This window comes from Petrimonas sp. (genome assembly GCF_963921705.1).
Classification (GTDB): domain Bacteria; phylum Bacteroidota; class Bacteroidia; order Bacteroidales; family Dysgonomonadaceae; genus Petrimonas; species Petrimonas sulfuriphila.
Map to the genome: position 1 here is coordinate 1,675,299 of NZ_OY997410.1, position 20,597 is coordinate 1,695,895.

Here is a 20,597-nt window from a genome sequence, read left to right on the forward strand (position 1 = left end):
CGAAAGTTAAATGAATTAATAGACCAGCTCGAAATCTTCAAACAACCCGTAATCAACCATTTTGTACGCTTCGGGTGGTATCGGAGCATTTATATTCCTCCAGTTAAAAGGTCCGGCTAAACCCTGAGAGGGATTGTTGTAATGAGGGCCTAAAAGGTTTCTTAAGCTGCCGATTACACATACGTCAATTTGATTTTTTCCTTTTTCCAGCCAGGGGGATACATCCAGCGTGTAGGGATCAAAACCAATGATTCCTGCCTTTTTGTTGTTGACATACACTTCGCAAACAGTGCCGTTCCATTTTCCGAGTTTTAGGGTGTGCTTTCTTGTTGTATCGTCAATGGAATAGGTCTTGCTGTATTTTACATCCCAGGAGTAAAAAGGTTGGCCCTGCTCCTTCCAACTTCCCAGGGTCAACTCTTTTTTGGCAGCATCAATGCTCCAGCCCACTTTTTCGGGAACAACCGTAAAGTCTCCCAACAGGTAAACGGGTTCGATTTCAGCAAAGATACTCATGGTTGGGATGCTTAACTCCACACTGTTCTCTCCGGTTTTTAAAAATTCACCCACGGAATATACTCCGAAAGATTTATCCAACCACCATTCTCCGGGTATTGCTGAAGCTTTTTTCCCATTGACACTGACAGAAAACAGGTTGGGCCTTTCAACCACTAACTTAATGTCTTTGTCCAGATTTCCAGTAACTTTAAAACGATAGGTAACTTCAAATCCGCCGCCGGAGAAGGTGTCTCTCTCGACCGTATTCTTTTTGTATTGTACCGACGAATTCCAGGGATTGCCGTTCTCAAAACCGTTTGTTTTGAAAACAATATCCGTTGCTTTGGAAACGTGCAGGTTGGTTTCGGATTTGTTGTTAATGACGAGATCGCAGAAGTCTACAATAAAGACATTGTCTTTGAGTCGCGAGACCTTTGTTTCCGTTTCGGCTTTCACCTGGTTTGTTTGTTGACCGGATTCCCTGAGCGGATAGTTATGATTTGTTTTTTTGGAGGAAAACAAGAGTAAGCTGCCGGAAGGTTCAATTTTAAACTCAAAAGACAGCAGCCCTTTTTCTTCTTTTTCAGAAGGGTATGTATACATGTTGCCCTCAAGTGCATCCAACTCAATCAGTGAGGCTCCCTTCAAAGAAACTTTTCCAGTTGAAACTTCGCTCAGGGAAGAGTTGACAATAAACAACATCTCGCCGTCCGAATAACTTTTCCGGTAATGATACAGGTCGCCACCGGCATGGGTTATTTTACACCCTTGCTCCGACAATAAACTGTTAATGATTTCGGGGTTGAGATCGGTAACGTGTTGTACTGTGTTTTGATTTAGCAGAGCAGTCAATTCTTCATTTTCTTCTCCGTCCACCCTGCTGGGTCTTGAAAAGCAGATCAGTTTACCGCCGGATGCTACGAAGAGATTTAACAGCTCAACAGTCGGCTTACTGAGGTTTTCGGTCAGCGGGGGGATTATCACGGTTGTGTAGTGTGCCTTGCCGATGGAAAACTTGTCATTCTGAACTTTTCCATTATCCTTGATGATGTTTTCGGAGGCCAGGTCAAACTCTACCTGACTTTTTTCCAATTTTGTAACAAAAGATTGAAAATTTTTCCCAATTTCCATCAATTGTGGATATTGTGGATTGCCACCACTGTGAGAGTAATAGCTCCACAACGTGGAGTTAGGTTCAATAATAACAATATCGTTCTTCTGGACCCCTTCGCTTAATACGTACGATAACCTGCCGAAATAATCGTTCAGATACTTGTAATTATTCCACCAGGGAGAATGATAGGTGAAAACAGGCGGGTAGTCGTATTTTCGTGCTCCGGTCAGGGTTTGATGGGATAGGTGTTGGTTCATGAAGTTTATGCCCAATACATATTCCCAGTCTCCCAAACGTTTTAAGTCCTTAAAGGTCACGTCCCATCCGCCTCCGCCATACGTCTCGCTCAAGGTCCTTTTATATCCCATTTGATTGGCAACACTTCGAACTTCTTTTACCGATCGTACATTCCCAAACTGGGCTTGTGGTGAGTCTTCATTAAACTGATTGAAAAGCATATCAATCCCCGGCATTTGATGCCAAGCGTACATGGCCATATTGTCAGGCCCGTCGTTCATGTTGGGCCATCCGTGTTCCCAGTAATGTCCGGTCCAAATCAGATTTCTTTCTTCTGTATATTCAAACCACGGTTTTGCCCACCTGTCAATAAATAGTTGCAGCAATGTTTCCATATAGTGATAGCGGACTTTTTTCCAATCCCCGATTTCTTCGCTCAGCAGAGGTAAATACTCCTTCAAGTCGTATCCCCACTTTGCTTTAAAAATATCAAAAAGATCGGGAGTCCACCTGAAACCACCGGAGGTTACAATATTGGGTTCATCCGTGAAGATTCCCCTGACTGTCTTGTTGAACTCACGTCCCAAAACCCTGTTGTATCCTTCCATGGTCACGTCGATGAATTTCTCCGTTACGCCGGGGAGCAATAAATCAACATAAGAATAGCCGGCGTACCAGGGCGAACTGCGGTAAAAGGTTTTGGCGTAAAGGTAGTAATCTCCTTCTTTCCCCAGATAGTCTGTTGTTTGCGAAGTAATGTCGATATACTTGCCGTTTGAGTTCATCAAACACAGATAATCTGTAGGAAGAGAATCCGGAAGAAAGGTGTATTTTGTCAAATTATATCCCTGTCCCTGATTATAGGACTCAGGCATCTGTGCGGGTACATGGCCTCCGGCAAATCCGCTGGGATAAGAGTTTTCATCATAGATCCAGGCCTCCATTCCCAGTTGCGAAGCTTTTTCTGTAGCGTATTTGAAAAGATCAAACCACTCTTCCGAAAGATACTCCGTAATCAATCCCGGGCGGGGGTGGACAAAAAAGCCCCCAAATCCAGCTTCATGCAGTTCGTTTATCATTCTATCCAAGTCAGGCTTGGTTATTACTTCATTAAACACCAGAAGGGGACTCGACCTGAATTCACTGCCCGGATTGGAAAAGTTCTTTTCAACCTCGTTAAAGTAAAATTTCTCAGGATTGTTCTTTTCAGGAGTCAATGTACATCCGGAAAGGCATATAGATATGAGGACAAGTAACAGGTGTATTTTTCCCATATTGGAAATTCATTTAATGGATGATCATTTTATAGAGAACGAATAGGAACCTGCTTTTAATCTTAAAATATGCATGCCTGGGTCCGATTTGTTTAGTTCAATCAACGGATTTTTTTCGAGGGGTTTATTATTCTCCCGAATACTCTTTCCGTTCAAATACAGTGTTGCGGTACTGTTTGCAGGAACCGTCACTTCATACTCTATCGTTTTGCCTTTTCTCCGCCATGAGGAAATGATATTACCGTAAGGGCTTTCATGAGAAGCTTCAAAATGGGTTAACCCCTTAACAAAATTGGGCTTAAGGACAGTGTTTTTAAATCCCGGTTGGTCTTCATCCGGAAAAATTCCCCCCAATGCTTTATAATACCAAGCATTTACTTCCCCAAACATGATGTGATTCAACGAGATATCACTTCCTGCGTCAAGTGGCCAGTTTTCATAAAAAGTGGTGGCTCCGTTCACTATCCACCAGCCCCACGACGGGAAGGTCTCCTGTGATGCCACTTCATAAGCCAGTTGTGCGTATCCGTTTTCACTCAATGCGTTTAAGATGGTCTTGGTTCCGAGCAACCCCACGTCGATGTGTTTGTTGTCTTGTTCCACACGACGTGCCAGGTTGTCGGCCACTTTACTTCTTAGCTCTTCGGGAACTAAATTCCAATGTAGAGCCACACTTAACTCGGTTTGCAAACCGCTTCCGTAAATTCCGGTTTCATAGTCGAGGTACTTCTTATTGATGGCCGATTTTATTTTCTCAGCAAGTGTGGAATAACGCTCAAAATCTGTCATCTTTCCAAATAATTTGGCTGTTTTGGCAAGGATAAGCGCATCTATATAAAAATAGGTGCTTGAAGTATACTCCTTCGGTGTTACCGATTTTACGGGTACCCAGTCGCCAAGTCCCCAATCGGTTATGCCCGTAGGATATTGTTCGTCGATATAATCCACGTACCGTTTAATATTGTCGTAACACAATTCCAGTAACCGGGTATCGCCGTAAAAAAGGTAGATGTTCCACGGGATGATGGCGATGGTGCTTGTCCAGTCTGGTCCGTTTGCCCATTGGTAACCCCATCCGCTTGACGGAATAATGGCCGGAAGCACGCCATTAGATTGTTGTTCGTCGCGATGGTCTGCCAACCATTTTTCGTACACGGTGATCCCGTCAAAATTATACAATCCTACTTCGATAGCGATATGGGCGTCGCCCGTCCACCCGTTTTTCTCCCGTTGAGGACAATCGGTAGGATAACCGAATAAGTTGGATAAGTAAGATGCGTTGGATGCCTGCCAAGCTTTGTTGAGGGTATTGTTGGAAGAATTTATTTTCCCTACCGGGGGTACATCGCTGTGCATAAAATAGGCAGTCAGGTTTTCTTCCGACAGATTCAACGGATTATCTGAGGTCACTTCAACGTACTGAAATCCCTTGTAATTAAAGCGAGGCATAAAGTCATCTTCTTTTTTACCGCTCAGGATAAGGATATCCGTTTGGAAAGGGTCTGAGTCATCCGTAGGCCGGTAATGCACATCGATGTTTGACATGTCAGCACGTCCTGCCGAGTCAAGTCGTTCCACATGTTTCAACCGGATTGTAGTTCCTTGAGGCCCGTTTACCTTCATTCGGGTTACCCCCGACATGTTTTGCCCGAAATTGTAGAGCCAGGTGTATTCGTCAATTTTCTTCAGGCTTACCGGACGGTATTCCCTGACATTGCGGATCGGGTGCAGTGCCTGTGCCACTATATTATTGGAAGGTGCTCCTGTGGTGTAAATGTTTTTCCAGCCCTTCGCGTCGAAATTCGGAGTGTCCCATCCGGGCTGTTCTTTTCGGGCATCGTAATGTTCGGCCGTGTAGATACTGTTAAAGATTACAGGGCTTTCTGAGGTTTTCCACCTTTCATCGGTTGCGATAACCTCTTCTGTTCCGTCGGAATAGGTTATGTGCAGGTCCATGCAAAATTTCGGTCGTGCGCGCCACGGAGCTTTGTCGAAATACCACACGGCAGTAGATTGATGGTTATACCAGCCGTTACCCAGCAAAACACCCACCGCATTGTTCCCTTGTTGCAAATTTTCGGTAACGTCGTAGGTTACGTATAAGTTTCGCCGGTCGAAGCGTGTGTAAGTGGGGTCAAGCCGATGGTTCCCTATACGTTTCCCATTGATGGAGAGCTCGTAGAGTCCTGCTGCAGCTATGTATACGCGTGCTGACTTTATGGTTTTATCCGTTTTAAAAGCTCTGCGAAAATAAGCTGCTGGTTTCACGTTGAAATCGTATGTGTCGGTAATCCATTTTCCTTTCCAGCTGAGCTGTCCCATCATTCCGGTCTCAAAGAAATGAGGTAGAGACCAGTCCGACCATTGTTGGCTTTCGTCTTTCACCCGTACACTCCAGAAATACCGGGTAAACGGATTTAGCCCTTTTCCCCCGTAGACAACAGGGATTACAGAGCTTTCTACAACTCCCGACTGCCATACATCGCCTTTTCCTGAAGCAACATCTGTCTCTGTTGTTCCCACCGCCAACTCATATGCCGATTGGTAGTTCCCGGGTTTATGCAATTCCATCTGCCACGTAAAACGGGGATGAGTTTCGTCTAATCCGACAGGATTCTCCAGATACTCACATTTTAGGTTTTTAACGGTGACTTGAGAATAGCTTTGAAAATTAATTAGAAAAATCAAAAAGATTGAAAATACTGGTAAAAATCTGCTCATGTCAATTTATTATGTTATTTATATTCAATTTTAAAGTTGTAGACTCCTGATGCTACATCGATGATTAATTTATCTCCTTTGTAGGCAACATTCTTTATTCCATCCGTAAGGCTTAAAGATTCGTTTTTACTCCATATCTTTTTATTGTCTTCGTAAAGATCCATATCTTTAATACCCACGGGTATGGCAATAATCGCTGAAGTGTTTGCCGGAATAGAAACGGTATGAAAAAAGGCATTGTTTTCTTTTTTCCACGAAGAAGCAACATATCCGTTAACGGTTTCTATGGATGCACTGACAGCATTCAGACTTTGTGGTACATGAGGTTCAATATAAATCTGTTTGTATCCTGTGCTAGTTCGCCCTTCCATAGGTGACTGTATTCCGGCAAGAAATTTGTAGAAATATTCCGTAATTGTACCGAACATCTGATGGTTGTGGGAGTTATCCCCTTCCCATTGTTCTAAAAGAGTGGTGGCTCCGTTTTTTATCCAGTACCCAAAACTGGGATAAGTGGTTTGTGAAGCAATGCTGTAAGCAAGCTCATTCTGACCATTTTCAACGAGGACCGGCCAAAGGTATTTCGTCCCGATTATTCCGGTATTCAGATGATCACCGCGTTTTTGAACATCGTCAATGATGGTTTGCAATACGCTCTCCTTGTATTCCTCCGGCACCATATCTCCAACCAGAGCTAAAAGCTGATAGGTCTGGTAGGTCTCCTCTGTACCGTAAAGGCCTGTGCTTGGGTCAAAAAACTTTTCGTTGAACTTTTGTTTGATAGTGTCGGAAAGTGCTTTAGCGTACTCACTGTCCTGAGTATGCCCGAGTTCTTCGGCAATTTTAGAAAAGATAAGGTTGTTGTAATAATAATAAAAAGTATTTACCACTGCATGATTGGGACAATCGCTTTTTCCGTTTAGTTTCCCCGGAGCACACCATTCTCCCAAAGAATACCAGTAACCCATAAAGTTGTCAATGATGTAAGGTTCAGAAGGGTCTTCGTCTTTATTCCCCAGTTCCTTAAGATAAGTAAGGTATTTTTTTATCGCAGGATAATGGTCTTCAAGTATGCGTTTATCCTGATAATAATTATACATCCACCAAGGAATAAGAACATAAGCACTGCCCCAGGCAACTCCACCTCCCATTCCTCCGACAAGTGTTGGGGAGGTATTCGGGATTCTTCCGTTTTCTTCCTGGGAATCCCTCATATCGTTTAGCCATTTGGTGTAAAAAGGTGCCATCTGAAAATCGTGTATGGAAGTTTCTGCGATGATTTGTCCGTCACCGTTATATGCCCCTTTCTCCCGGTGCGGGCAATCTGTAGGGTAACCGTGGGTATTTCCCATCTGTGACCACAGTCCGGCCTCATGAATTTGGTTCAATAAAGAATCGGAGGAAGAGAATGTACCGTTTCGGGTTAAATCTGTCCTGACTACCCTTCCCTCTACCTTCACATGATTGAGGTTTTGGTTGTTCGTTGTGGTTACTTCAACATAGCGGAAACCGGTGTAAAAAAAGCGGGGTTCGTAAATCTCCAGTTTATCACTTTTGATGATGTAGTCCGTCCATACTTCGGAGTGATACCTTTGAGCAGTACTCAGTTTATCCCCTTCTTTAAGCGGTTCAGAAAAGAGTGAATCATTGAGTGTCTCAGCGCCGCGAACCCTGACGGTCTGGCCCGGGCTCCCCTTTACTTCAATTTTCCACCACCCTGCTATGTTTTGGCCTAAATCAAAGAGATAGACTCCGGGTTCAGGATTAATTTGCTTTATGGGCTTCAATGTTTCCGTTACTTTGATCGCAGGCATCATTTGTGATTTTAATGCACCTTTTGGCTCTTCACTTAACACCGCAAACTCCCAAGCGGAGTCATTCATTCTTGTTGTGTTCCAGTTCGGAATTTCTTTGCGCGCATCGTAATCTTCTCCGCCGTATAAATTATTGAAAGTGATTGGGCCGGATGTTGTTTTCCATGTATTGTCGGTAACAATTGTCTCTTCACTTCCATCGGTATAGGTGATCATTAACTGTACCCACAAGGCCGGTTTGCCAAGAGGAGCTGAACCGTGCCAACTCCATCTTCCCGTAGTCTTTCGTAAATTCCATGCACCGTTTCCTACCATGGCACCCACCACGTTCTCTCCTTTTTTCAAGAACGAAGCAACATCGTAAGTTGAGTATAAAACAGTTTTTCTGTAATCGGTTATTCCAGGATCAAGAACGTGGTCACCCACTTTGCTACCATTAAGGTACAGCTCATAGAATCCTGCTGCTGTCACGTATGCCACTGCATTTTTTATTTTTTTCTTCACCGGGAAAGATTTCCGGAATAAAGGAGAAGCGTCGGTAATTTCATCAGGAGATGTTATCCATCTTGCTTTCCATAACGCGTTGTTTAATACTCCTGTATGAAACGAACTTTGTTCACCCCACATCACCTTATCGTTACCGAGTGTGACACCTACCGTCCAATAATAGGTCTTGTTGCTTTCAAGCGGAATTCCCATGTAATCAATATTTACGCTTTCATCGCCTGTGATTTTTCCGGAATTCCAAACCGTGCCTTTTCTTTTTTTTATGTCTTTCTTATGTTCACTCACAATTATTTGATAAGCAACTTGTTTTACCTCCCTATCCTGAGAAACAATCTTCCAGGAAAAACGCGGTTTTTCAGTATCAACACCCAGTGGATCATTTAAATATTCCACCAACATTTCCTTAACTGAGTTTTTAACTGGCGATTGGCACGAAACATTAAAAAGCATATTCAGGCTTAACAACACTACCGTGAATCCCCTCAACAACAGGTGTTTTTTTCCCATTTTATTGATATTTTTTAAAACGTATGGTTGTAAATGGTAACTACATATTTCCCCGCACTTAATTCAAAGTTCCCTTCGTTTAACCCCTTAATGGCGTTTGGATTTAATGAAGGGTCAGAAACAGCTGTAACGGTAATCTTCTGAGAAAGATCTTTTTTAAGCTGGATCTGTGCGCTTGATTGTTGCGGAATTTCAAATTCGTAGGTGGTTTTATCTTCGTCCTTCACCCAGTTGGAGACAATTGTTCCGTAAGGCGATCGGTAGTTTACCCTGACCTCGTTTAACCCGTCGGGCGTACAGGGAGAAATAATAAATTTTTCAAATCCCGGATGTTGAAGGATTGGACGAATTCCTCCCAGCCATCTGTAAAACCATTCAGTTATAGTTCCAAACATGGGATGACAATTAGAAAATGTATCGTCACTCTCTTTCCATGTTTCCCAAATAGTGGTTGCACCCCTTGAAATCATGAAACCCCATCCCGGGAATTCCTTGCTGTTCACGATCTCGAATACTTTTTCGGGTGATACATACTCCGAAAGAGCTTCCAGAATATACTTGGTCCCAAAAATACCGGTGGTAAAGTGGCTGGCCGGAGCCTCTTTTATGGCTTGAATCAGAGAATCGACAGCCATCTTTGTTTCCTCTTCAGGAATAACTTTATGATACAACAATGTTGCAAACAGCGTTTGTTTGTTTATTTTTTCTGTTACCGGCTTGCTCCAAAACTGTTCTTTCAACTGTTTTCTCAGGGAGACGGCAAGTTGTTCGTATTTTTTTTCGCTTGCTCTGTCATTCATGATCGAAGCAAAATGTTGCATGATCTCTGCACACATCAAATAATGGCTGGTTCCGGTTAGTTCGACAGGAACGGGTGACAAGGACTCGTGGTCCCCTAATCCGGAATCCACTACTCCCCGGGGATGAATACGTTGTGCCTTTTCCATCCATTTTTTGTTGAACTCGTACATTTCTTTAACCAATTCCTGGTCGTCGTAATAAAGGAGCAGGTAATATTGAGTTGTAAGAAAGGCAGACTCCCAACTTAATCCGCAATATTGAATTCCCACAAATGGGGCAGTATCAACAAAGATAGAATCATTAATGGCATCAACCCAATCATAGACCGTTTTTCTGTAGAACGATTTCATATCAAAATTGTAGATAAAAGACTCACTCGTTGCATTGAGATCTCCTCCATAACCAAATTTTTCCCGGGCTGCACAGTCGGATTGAACGCTCATCAGGTTAGACCTGAACGTTCTTTGTGTTGCGTCCTGGATTGAGTTGAGCAAATCGGATGAACTGTAAAAATTGTTGTCCGCCTGAACAGCGGTACTTAAAGCCAGTCCAGAGATGTCGCTTAATGCCGGCTGTGCGGATATGCCCGAAACCTCCATGTATCGAAATGTATGAAAAGTAAACTCGGGTTGAAACCAAACCGGATTTTCATCTTTCAGTATATAGGTGTCTGTTTGCCAGGCGATATCCGGCGCTCCAACTCCCCCCATTCCTTTCTTTTTAATTTGTCCGCAGACAGTGGTTAACGGGTTTAAACTCCCGTCCGGGTAAACCCTTTCTCCAAAGCGGAAGACAATCGAATCTCCAGGATTTCCGAAAAGCTTTATCCGGTACGTACCCGTAAAGTTTACGCCCATATCAATAATAAAGGTATCTTTCCCGGAAGAATAAATGTTTATAGGTTTAACATAATCTGTTATCTGAATATGTGGAAAGAAAGATTTTTGGAGCTCACCTTCCGGACCGGTTGAAAATATCGCTTCAGACCAGTTAGAGTCATCAAAACCGGGTAAATCCCAACCTTCGGTTTCATTTTTGGCGTTGTAAACTTCTCCCAGATAAACGTTGTTCTTCAGTATGGGACTGGGAGAAAATTTCCAGTTTTTGTCGGTACCCATCTCTACCTTTTCCCCGTTTTCATAAAGTAAAACAATTTTGGCAATGAATGCCGGCCTGCCAACATCCAACACTTCGCGTAAGTTCCGGCGTCCCCACATTTTTAAAGGCAGCGGGTTATAGAATCCGTTTCCCAATATTACCCCTATGCAGTTGTTCCCATTATTGAGCAAATCGGAAATATCATATTCAGCGTAATATATCCGTTTTCTTGTATCTGTCCACGCTGGATCAAGGTAATTTATACCCACTCTTTGGCCGTTAATGGTCGCTTTGTAGTAACCGGCTGCCGTAATCAGTAATGTTGCGGATTTAAGTTTTTCCTTTACCTGTATTTCCTTTCTAAACATGGGCGCCGGATCATCACCGTAAAAAAGTGAATCGTGGGCCAAGGGCGTTTGCCCATCTCCAATCCAATAAACGGAAGGTGTGGTTTTTAATTCAAAAGAATCGACATTCTTCTTATCGGTGCAATATAGGAAAGGAATAACCATTACTGCAGTGAGGGCTATTTTTTTCAGGTTTTTATATACAAGCATGATTCCAATGTTTAGTTAGCTATTTATTCTGCAACAAAATTCCAATTTCCGGATTTAATCTTAAACGTATGGTATCCGTTGTCAATACCTAAATATTCTGACCATTGGTTTCTTTTTTCCTTACCGTTCCAGATTAAGTGATTGTTCAGGTTTATTTTTTTATACGAGACGGGAATCATAACTATGGCATTGCTTTCCTGCGGCAAGAGGGTGTGAATACGATACTTGCCGTTTGATTTGTTAATTTCTACGGAAAACTTGCCGTTCACCGTTGTATTTTCAGTTGCGGCATAGGTCAGACTACCCATTTGTGGTCTTATGCGAATAGTTTTCCAGGCAGCTTCAACGGGATAAACGCCACAAACATATTGAGACAAAATGGTTAATCCTCCACCACTCCAGGCGTGATTGACGCTACCACTGCCAATATTCCACAACTCATATAGGGTAGTCCTGGCGGGATCATTAATCATTTCAGAATATCGCTCTTTCATTCTCTGAAGTCCGTACTCTTCGTAGCCCATGATGAAAAGAGCTTCCAGTACGTATTTTTCCAGATAGGGGCTGGCAAATTTTTGTGTTTTAAGTTTTTGGAGTATTTCCGGAAATTTCGCTTCATCCGCAAGTCCAGCAACTACGGCCAATGCCTGTGTCCTGTCATCGGTTTCCCCGGTGTACGTCTCCGATCTGTATTCCCCATTTTTCCACAACTGAGCGTTGAATGCTTTTTTAAATGCGTCCATTTTTTCTTGTGTCTTTTTGACCTCCCCATTGTATCCAAGAAGTTCGGACATGTTTCTAAATCCCTTGAGAGCCAGGTAATAGAACGCATTAAATATACCTTGTTTGTCTATATTGGTACCCCAGTCGCCCCAATACCAATCCCCCTCACGGTGTACGAGAATTCCTTTCTCATCAGTTTCCCATACACTCAGGTACTTTTTAACACCATTGTATACTTTTTCTACGGTCTCTTTATCTCCGGTGTTCATGTAATAGTTCCAGAATCCATAATATCCTATACTGGCCAGCATCTGGCCAGGCAATTCACTGGTATACATTCCGGGAACAGGAGAATATATTGTCCCGTCACTTCTCTGCCAGTTTATTAACTCCAACATCCCTTTTTGGGTTAAAGATGCTGCAGAAGGTGAAAGGGCATAAAAAGCTTCACCGCTTTCGTTGACCAAATCGCCCCACCACTGTGCCCTTTCACGATCCGGGCAATCCATGTAGGTGTCGCGCATAGTAACGTATAGTGTTCTGAGCGCCTTTTCCCAAAGACGGTTAAAGAATGCGTCATTGCACGTGAAGCTTCCCGTAAATTCAGTGTCGTATCCTGTTTCTCTGTATTTCACATCCATTATTTCAACTCCCTCCGGAAAATAGTACCGTACCTGATGGCCGTTCATCCAGCCCAACGATTCATATTCCTGCAGTCCGGAGGAGGTGACGTATTCGGCTCTAACGCTCAGTGTGTTGCCAATCCGGTAGTTGTCGGTCCGGATATCAATGACTTTTCCGGCATCCGATCTGATTTGAAAATAGGGAGTAATCTGTGCGTTGTAGGGTAATGTTAGAATTAAGGTGTCTCCCTCGCTCACAAAAGGAAAGTTTATTTTGTTTTTATACTCTTTCAGTCCACTGTTTTTCCATAAAGGTATCGGCCTTTTGACTAATTTATTCCACGGGGATGATTCCGCATCTCCCAAGACCTTGGCCCGGCCAAAACCGCGAAGATTATCCTCCAGCAATATCCAGTCGAAACTCTCTTTTCGGGCATCGAACCGGACATTCGATTCAGACAAGCGATAATTCGGGTAGTCTCGTGATGTATATTCAAAAGCTTTGTTTAAACGACTTAGCCAGGTATTGTCGCTATGGATATGGAGTACATCATTTTTAAAAACAAGACCAGCCTGGCCGCTGCTCTTGTGAGAAAAGCCGTCCTTACCGAAATACCAGACGAGAATGGCAATTTTGTTTTTCCCCAGTTTTAGGTAAGGGGCTATATCTACTTCATCGTAATAGGTGTCGTTGGGTGTTGGCCCACGTTTTAACTGGCCTTCAAAAACAACCAGCTTCTCATTGATCCACAACCAGTATTTGGAATCGCAGGCGATTTGAGTCAATGATTTTTCTGGTATTTCACTCAGTTCAAACAGTTTGACAAAGTTTATCCACGAATTTGATTCGTTTTGGGATTCATTGGCCGTAATTCTTTTAATCCCTTTGAAATCATTGCCGTTCATACTTAAAGGCAATGCGAGGATTAACAAAAAAGAGAAGATAACAGATTTCATTGAATAACAGGTTTCTTTATTAAGTAAAAAATTCAATTCGTAAAGAATTGATTCAGAAAATACGACATATTCTCAGTTTGTTATGAATATAAAATTATGCCGAATGATATCAAAAGAACAAAAAGGGATGGGTGTTACATCCATCCCTTTTTGTAATAAATAATTTTATTCGTATTCCGGATTCTGTTCCATTGTCGGGTCGTTTTCCAAAACCCAGGAAGGAATGGGGAATAAAATATTAATTTTATTGAAAGCAGAACTGGAAATTGCTCCTGATCCTGAACGATTTGCTTTTTCACGCGTTCCATGAGCTAACATTACTTCTTGTGCCTTACCGGTTCTGACAAGAACCCACCATCTATCCGCCTCACAATGGAATTCCACCCTACGTTCTTGGATGATGTCATCCAAAGTCACCGAAGTAAGATTTGACAATCCGGCTCTTCTTCTCACCTGATTTACCAACGGAACAGGATCACCGCCACCCTCACGCAGGTAGCATTCGGCCAACATCAATAAAACGTGTGGATATCTGTACAGTGGAAAATCATTCCCGGTTATATATTGTACGGCGTGTCCCGGATCCCAGAATTTCTTGGTAAAGGGAACAATATTGCCCTGATATGTGCCAAAATCATTGTCTATAAAACCGAAATCAATCATGTCCTTACGTTTGTCACCTTCTTCGAAAGAATTGATAAGGTCTTCCGTTGGTATGTTCATTCCGGTTCTTGCAACTACCTGTCCGTGGGAAATATATTTAGTTCCGGAATTCCAGGGCAAAAAAGTATACATGTTGGCTGATCCCAAACCAAAGGTTCCGACAATGAATTGAACAGAAAAAACAATCTCTTTGTTTTGTTCATTGTTGAGATCAAACACAGATGCATAATCATCCAGAACAGCATATTGATTGCCAGCAACTACAGCTTCCAATTCTGTCTTGGCTTCGTTATATTTCCCTAACCACATTTGAACATCGGCAAGCAATGTCCTCGCAGCACCTTCAGTCGCCCTGCCAAACTCTGAGGCAGAATAATTTTTAGGCAAATTTTGTTTGGCATCATTCAAATCGGATAGAATGGTTTGGAAAATCAAATCTTTCGAAACTCTTTTGTTTCCTTCAAAAGCACTATTATAGGAAGTTGCCGGTTCAGTGATCAAGGGCACATCGCCAAACACTCTAACCAAGGTATAATAATATAAAGCCCTTAGAAACTTTACTTCAGCTAAAAATTGAGCCTTTTTATCAAACTCTATGCCTTCACTGTACTTAATTACCGTATTGCATTTTCCGATTCCAACGTAACACGTATTCCACGGTTGGTTTACAATCTCATTGTTAGGGTTCATAATGAACTGATCCACATGCCAGAAGCGGTGTCCAGACTTGTCCGTCTCACTGTATTGAAATGTTGTGTTGTCCGAACGCATTTCGCCGGCAATCCAAAAAATGCCATTAAATCCTACATCATTAGCTCCTGCCAACTCACGGAGACCTGAATATGCCCCATTAACGGCCTGTTCGAATTGAGCCTGATCCTTAAAAAATGATTTTGTGCTAATCTCAGAAACCGGATACTCGTTTAAAAAATCTTCGCATCCCAAAAGGCCCAAAGCCAGAAACACAATAGGCAGTATTTTAGTATAAATTTTTCTCATAATGTTTTAATATTAAAAAGTTACATTTACTCCGAAAACAATGGTGCGAGTCAATGGATAATCATAGTTATCGAAATTTCTTTGTAAAGAATTGTTCCCATAAACACTTGCCTCAGGATTTCCATAACGATAGTTTGTGAACAAAAATGGATTCTGTGCCGTGCAGTACAATCGTAATAATTTCATGAAACTAATGTTCTTTAGGTTATATCCAAGGGTAATGTTCTGCACTTTAAGAAAAGAGGCATTATGAACCCAGTCAGAGTTTTCCCACCTATCGTATTCGGTTTCGTGAAATGATGCTGCAATCCGGCCATTCCCGGGTTGTTCCGGTGATCTCCATCTGTCTTTTACTTCTCTGAGTACATTGAAAACCCCATCAAGGTTTATCACGTCTTCTTCAAGCTGTGCCCAGATATCGAAATCATGTGCAAAACTCATGGCAATACCCAGATCCCAGTTTTTGTAGGTGAAATTGTTGCTAAATCCTCCCCTGAATTTGGGCCAAGGATTGCCAATAATCTGCTTGTCTCGTTGATCCAATATGCCATTTTTGTCGGTGTCTTCATAATGAGGTGTTCCGGGAAGTTGTGATGAAAAATGAGGATATTTTTCCAATTCTTCATATGAGTTGATTATTCCCAAGCTCTTATATCCGTAAAACATAGCCATAGGCTGTCCTTCCTTTGTAAGAGAATAAGATCTTGGTCCGGCTAAGATCTGGCCAACAGCACCCATATCCAGCACTTCATTTTTATTGAAAGATATGTTAAAGTCAGAACTCCAGGTGAATTCAGCATTGGTGATATTTATGGTATTTAGTGAAAATTCCAATCCTCGGTTCTGAATTTTACCAATGTTGTCCTGTACAGAACTAAATCCCGAAGAGATGGGTATAGCAACTCCCCACAACATATCTTCAGTAATCTTGTCATAATAGTCGAAGATGAAGTTGATTCTACCTCCAAGCAAGGTTAAATCAAATCCAGTGTCAAACTCTTTGGATCTTTCCCAACCCAAATTGGTGTTTTCAATGGCATTTACCCTTTTACCATTAGCTACCTTACCACCAAAGGTATAGTTGCTATTGACAACTGTGGGAATCCACGTGTAATTACCAATCGAGTTGTTACCGCTGGCTCCATAGCTTACTCTCAACTTTAAGTTGGTCAGCCAGTCAGTTTGTGGGAAGAATGCTTCTTTGCTGATGTTCCAACCTGTTGAAACTGAAGGAAAGTATCCCCATCTTCTATCAGAGCCAAAGCGAGAACTTCCATCACGCCTAATAGTTCCGGTAAATAAATATTTAGCCTGGTAGTCATAACTCAGACGTGCCATGTAGGATATCATAGACCAGTTCGATTCGCTAGTGTTTCCCCATTGTACTACCGAAGCATTGATGGTTTCAATGTCATCACTAGGAAATTGATCCCCATTGATATAGCTGGAAAAACCGTTGTAATGTTCCATCGTAAAACCGAGTAATGCATCTATTCTGTGATCCCCAAACATTTTGTCGTAGTTGGCTGTGTTTTCGAATTGCCAGTTAAAGCTTCGTCCTATACTGTAATATCCATCAGCAGCCGCTGGGGGAGGATTGTATATATCGCTTACAGTGGATGGCTTGAAATAATCCCTTCCGTTATAGTCCAATTCTAGGTTATATTGGGATTTTAATGTCAGTTCCTTAACAGGTTTGATAACGACAAAAGGAGAAAACCTCAAATTGAGCCGTTTTGTTTTGTCCTTGATAGTATTAAGGGCATGCAATGCATTTACATTACTGAAAGTTCCCGGAGACCAGATATCCAAGTCCCATTCCCCGTCGTAATAGAGCGGGTTTTCTCTTTCCCAGAGGCCGTCTTCCTTATATGGCCCATCAAGAGGAGATGACATGAATGCACTTCCAAACACTGAACCTCTGTCTCCTCCAACCTGGTGATCCCAAGTTTGGATCGTCGGGCTGACGTTCATACCCAATGTCAAGTATTCGATGGGTTCGTATGACATATTGGCTCTCATGGAAATTCTCTCGTAGCCTGTTTCGTGGATAATTCCTTGTTGGTTAAGGTAGCCCATCGAGAAAAATCCCCTGAAATTCTTGTAACCGTGAGTAACCGAAAGGTTATATTCCTGTTGAGGAGCCGTTTGTGTCATTACATCATACCAATCGGTTCCTTTGCCCAAAGCAGCAGGGTTACGGTACACTTCCGGTACGTCGGCATCCGTAACGGTACGTCCGTAAAAGGCTGCTTTATCGTAGATATCCTCTTTTCTCCATTGGGCAAACTCTTGGGCATTCATCAAATCAAGTTTTTCACTTTCGAGCATTTGATCAAACCCAAACTGACTGTTAAAATTCAACTCCGTTTTTCCTTGCTCACCAGACATGGTATTAATCAGTATGACTCCGTTTGAACCGCGTGAGCCATAAATTGACGTGGCAGATACCCCTTTCAACACATCAAGCGATTTAATATCCGCTGAATTCAACAGAGCTAAGGGCGAAACTTCCTTCCCATAGCCACCCTGCATAGGGAACCCATCTATTACTATCAGTGGCTGATTTCCCGCACCAATGGATCCGGCACCTCGAATAGTCATTTCTGCACCTCCTCCGGGAGCACCAGTGGTTTGTCGTACACTCAATCCTGCAATTTGGCCTTCAAGTGCACGGTCAACTCCGCTGGTAACCTGAGCTTGTACTTTTTCAGGTGCGATAGAAACAATGGATGCAGAAACACGGTTTCGCTGCATACTGCCGTAACCCACTGCAACAACTTCTTCTAAGCCAATTGTTTCTTCTTCCATAACAACAGAAACTGAATTCCTGCCAGAAATATCCACACTTTGCGTTCTCATTCCAATAAATGAAAACTGCAACGATTGAGTTTCACTGGGAACTCTTAACGAAAAGTTTCCATCCACATCGGTTACGGTTCCCTGGGCTGTACCTGTGATAACAACAGAAACTCCCGGAAGAGGTTCTCCGCTTGTTGTCACAACCTGCCCAGTAATGGCTTTGGTATTTTGCTGAATATCATACCTTAATTCGGATGCTCCATAAATGGAAGACACTGTCACTGATTGCAGGAACAAAATAGTGACACAACAATAGAAAATTCTTTTTAGTTGATTCATAGTCATTTAAATTAGTATATACATAGTAATTAAAAATAAAAAAATAAATAAAAATAGAAGAATGAGCTTTCAGGATATCTGATTGAAAACTACAATTGCCTAATAATTCAAAAGTATAGAGTTGTTGTCACAATAATATTCACGAAAAATATAATATTTTAGACAAAATTAATAATAGGTTATTCCAGAATAACTATGTAAAATGATATTTTTACTGTAGGAATTGCGTTTACTTTTAAAATTACAGTTAAGTTTAAAGCAGGTCGGGTTTTGTGTTGATGGTAAAGCTGTATTTGTCGCCTCTGTACAATGAATATTCTATCTCAATCGTTTCGGATCGATCATTAGAAGCCACGCTCCCCAGGATAAATACAGCCATAGGAGTATTGTTGCCAAAGTAGTTTTCTTTCTCTTTCGGATCGACAACTTTGGTGGAAATCGTTCTTTGTATATCGCTCAGATGGATGCGGTATTTTTTTTCATATAAATTTATCAATGAGTCATTCATTTCATCCAGGTGAATGTCGGGACACAGGGTCATTGAGATATATTTGGTTTCATCTTTCATAAGAACGTCATTTGCATACCGCAGGCGATGCAGTTTGAGTACCTTACCCTCAATGACATGATTCTTGTTATTCACGTTAATTGATATCCCTTCATTTAAAATTATTTTTTCAAGTAAGATGTCTTTGGGCGTTAAGCCTTCTTTTATTAAATTGTTCCGGAAGCTTTCTTTCATGGCATCGAAAGACCCCAGAATCCGATTAAGGTGCATCTCTTTTGACCGGTTAATGACAAAAGTTCCTTTCCCTTTTATTTTTTTTACCCACCCTTGGTTTTCAACATAGGAAAGGACTTTACGTGCCGTCGTATTGCTGATTTTATATTCATTAATCAGTTCATTTTCAGAAGATATTTTGTTCCCTGGTTGTAAAATCCCCGATTCAATTTGAGAAATTATTTCCTGGCTTATTTTCAAGTATTTCGACGTACGATCCCGATTCATTGTTTTGTTTTACATTTTATTTTCCGCAAAAATAATCAAATATATTTTTTTACAAAAATAAATAATATATTTGCAATTTCAAACTTAGTGCGTTAACAATGAAAACGAAAAATAAATATTCCGGTTTTATTTGGTTGGTTGTTCTGATGTGTGCTTTGGCAACCGGACTAAGTTTTTTGGACAGGCAAGTACTTTCCATATCCATTATTGAAATTAAGGGCGAGTTAAACATCAATGATACCGACTACGGACTTATCAATACTTCTTTTCTGGTTGGTTATGCTATCATGTTTACTCTCGGCGGTATCTTGATAGATCGTTTCGGAAGCCGAAAAGGGTTAGCCCTGTCGGTTGCATTGTGGTCGGTTGCTACATTTATGCACGGTTTTGCCGATAATTTTTATGAATTTGCGCTGTTTCGGTTTATTTTAGGAGTTGGGGAAGGGGGAGCCTTTCCAGGAGTAATTAAAGCGGTTGTAGAGTGGGTGCCTAAGAAAAACAGAGCCTTAGCGAACGGATTAGCTATTGGTGGTTCTGCCTTTGGAGCAGTAGTCGCTCCTCCGTTAACGGTTTCTTTAATGGATAGTGTAGGTTGGCGCGGCGTTTTTTTTATTGTAGGGGGGATTGGTATTCTGTGGACGTTGATCTGGCTGTTCTTTCCACAGGCAAAATCAGAAAATAATCATCTGAATAAAGAGTTGAGCAACAATAGGTCGGATGTTCCGCCTTTAAGAAAGCAATTGTTGGGTTTACTGAAATCTAAAGAGGCCGGGACCTTTATCCTGATCCGGTTTCTGCTTGATCCCATCATTTATTTTTACATGTTCTGGATACCTAAATTTCTGAATGAGACCAAGGGCGTCTCTTTGGAAATAATTGGGAACTTATTCTGGATACCCTATTTAGCGCTGGGTGTCTCCAATATTTTTGGAGGATTTGTGTCGGATATCGTTTTGAAAAAGACGGGGGATGTCAATCTGTCAAGAAAAGCAGTAATGGGATTTGCTGCTCTACTTACCGCTTCAGCTATTTTTGTGAGATATACAGATTCTGTCGGAGTCATCATCCTGTTATTAAGCTCAGCATTTTTTGCGCACGGCTTGTGGATTACAAATTACATTACCTCCATCGGGGATATGTTCGGCAAAAATTCAAGTTCCACCGTTGTTGGGTTGTCCGGTACAGCCGGGGCTTTATCATCCCTCATTGTTAATCCGTTCATGGGAGTGATAATATACAGATTTTCTTACAATCCGCTGTGGATTTATGCCGGAGTAATGTATTCCGTGGCATTTATTATATTCACTTTAGCTATTCCCAGAATAAAATCGATTTCAAATTCATAAACTAAAAG

Annotated in this window: 9 protein-coding genes; 1 reads left to right on the plus strand and 8 read right to left on the minus strand. The window is 41.8% G+C overall.

The window, feature by feature from the left end; translation table 11 throughout:
* Positions 1-15: 15 nt before the first annotated feature.
* The 8 genes from AACM02_RS06980 to AACM02_RS07015 form a co-directional block, all read right to left on the minus strand.
* Positions 16-3,123, minus strand: coding sequence for a glycosyl hydrolase (locus tag AACM02_RS06980; protein ID WP_339116480.1), 3,108 nt, complete (start codon positions 3,121-3,123; stop codon positions 16-18).
* A gap of 24 nt (positions 3,124-3,147) precedes the next feature.
* Positions 3,148-5,844 (minus strand): glycoside hydrolase family 78 protein, encoded by a 2,697-nt coding sequence (locus tag AACM02_RS06985; RefSeq protein ID WP_339116481.1) that lies wholly within the window; start codon positions 5,842-5,844, stop codon positions 3,148-3,150.
* A gap of 14 nt (positions 5,845-5,858) precedes the next feature.
* Complete coding sequence (locus tag AACM02_RS06990) at positions 5,859-8,672, minus strand: family 78 glycoside hydrolase catalytic domain (RefSeq protein WP_339116482.1); 2,814 nt, start codon at positions 8,670-8,672, stop codon at positions 5,859-5,861.
* Between the two features lie 14 nt (positions 8,673-8,686).
* Positions 8,687-11,128 carry a family 78 glycoside hydrolase catalytic domain gene (locus AACM02_RS06995; protein WP_339116483.1) on the minus strand — a complete coding sequence of 814 codons (2,442 nt, stop codon included), beginning with the start codon at positions 11,126-11,128 and terminating at the stop codon, positions 8,687-8,689.
* A gap of 23 nt (positions 11,129-11,151) precedes the next feature.
* Positions 11,152-13,431, minus strand: a complete 2,280-nt coding sequence (locus AACM02_RS07000; protein ID WP_339116484.1) for an alpha-L-rhamnosidase C-terminal domain-containing protein — start codon at positions 13,429-13,431, stop codon at positions 11,152-11,154.
* 165 nt (positions 13,432-13,596) lie between these two features.
* Entirely contained in the window at positions 13,597-15,093 is a 1,497-nt protein-coding gene (locus AACM02_RS07005) for a RagB/SusD family nutrient uptake outer membrane protein (RefSeq protein WP_339116485.1), read from the minus strand.
* 12 nt (positions 15,094-15,105) lie between these two features.
* The gene (locus tag AACM02_RS07010) at positions 15,106-18,234 is read right to left on the minus strand and encodes a TonB-dependent receptor (RefSeq protein ID WP_339116486.1); all 3,129 of its coding nucleotides are present in this window, start codon (positions 18,232-18,234) and stop codon (positions 15,106-15,108) included.
* Between the two features lie 253 nt (positions 18,235-18,487).
* The gene (locus AACM02_RS07015) at positions 18,488-19,243 is read right to left on the minus strand and encodes a GntR family transcriptional regulator (protein ID WP_339116487.1); all 756 of its coding nucleotides are present in this window, start codon (positions 19,241-19,243) and stop codon (positions 18,488-18,490) included.
* 98 nt (positions 19,244-19,341) lie between these two features.
* On the opposite strand from AACM02_RS07015, the gene AACM02_RS07020 reads away from it, so the two are divergent.
* The gene (locus tag AACM02_RS07020; RefSeq protein WP_339116488.1) at positions 19,342-20,589 is read left to right on the plus strand and encodes an MFS transporter; all 1,248 of its coding nucleotides are present in this window, start codon (positions 19,342-19,344) and stop codon (positions 20,587-20,589) included.
* Positions 20,590-20,597 lie beyond the last annotated feature (8 nt).

Bases quoted from the DNA above. Each gene is read 5' to 3' on its own strand.
- AACM02_RS06985 (WP_339116481.1), bottom strand. From the start codon at position 5,844: ATGAGCAGATTTTTACCAGTATTTTCAATCTTTTTGATTTTTCTAATT.
- AACM02_RS07015 (WP_339116487.1), bottom strand. From the start codon at position 19,243: ATGAATCGGGATCGTACGTCGAAATACTTGAAAATAAGCCAGGAAATA.
- AACM02_RS06980 (WP_339116480.1), bottom strand. From the start codon at position 3,123: ATGGGAAAAATACACCTGTTACTTGTCCTCATATCTATATGCCTTTCC.
- AACM02_RS07020 (WP_339116488.1), top strand. From the start codon at position 19,342: ATGAAAACGAAAAATAAATATTCCGGTTTTATTTGGTTGGTTGTTCTG.
- AACM02_RS06990 (WP_339116482.1), bottom strand. From the start codon at position 8,672: ATGGGAAAAAAACACCTGTTGTTGAGGGGATTCACGGTAGTGTTGTTA.
- AACM02_RS07005 (WP_339116485.1), bottom strand. From the start codon at position 15,093: ATGAGAAAAATTTATACTAAAATACTGCCTATTGTGTTTCTGGCTTTG.
- AACM02_RS06995 (WP_339116483.1), bottom strand. From the start codon at position 11,128: ATGCTTGTATATAAAAACCTGAAAAAAATAGCCCTCACTGCAGTAATG.
- AACM02_RS07010 (WP_339116486.1), bottom strand. From the start codon at position 18,234: ATGAATCAACTAAAAAGAATTTTCTATTGTTGTGTCACTATTTTGTTC.
- AACM02_RS07000 (WP_339116484.1), bottom strand. From the start codon at position 13,431: ATGAAATCTGTTATCTTCTCTTTTTTGTTAATCCTCGCATTGCCTTTA.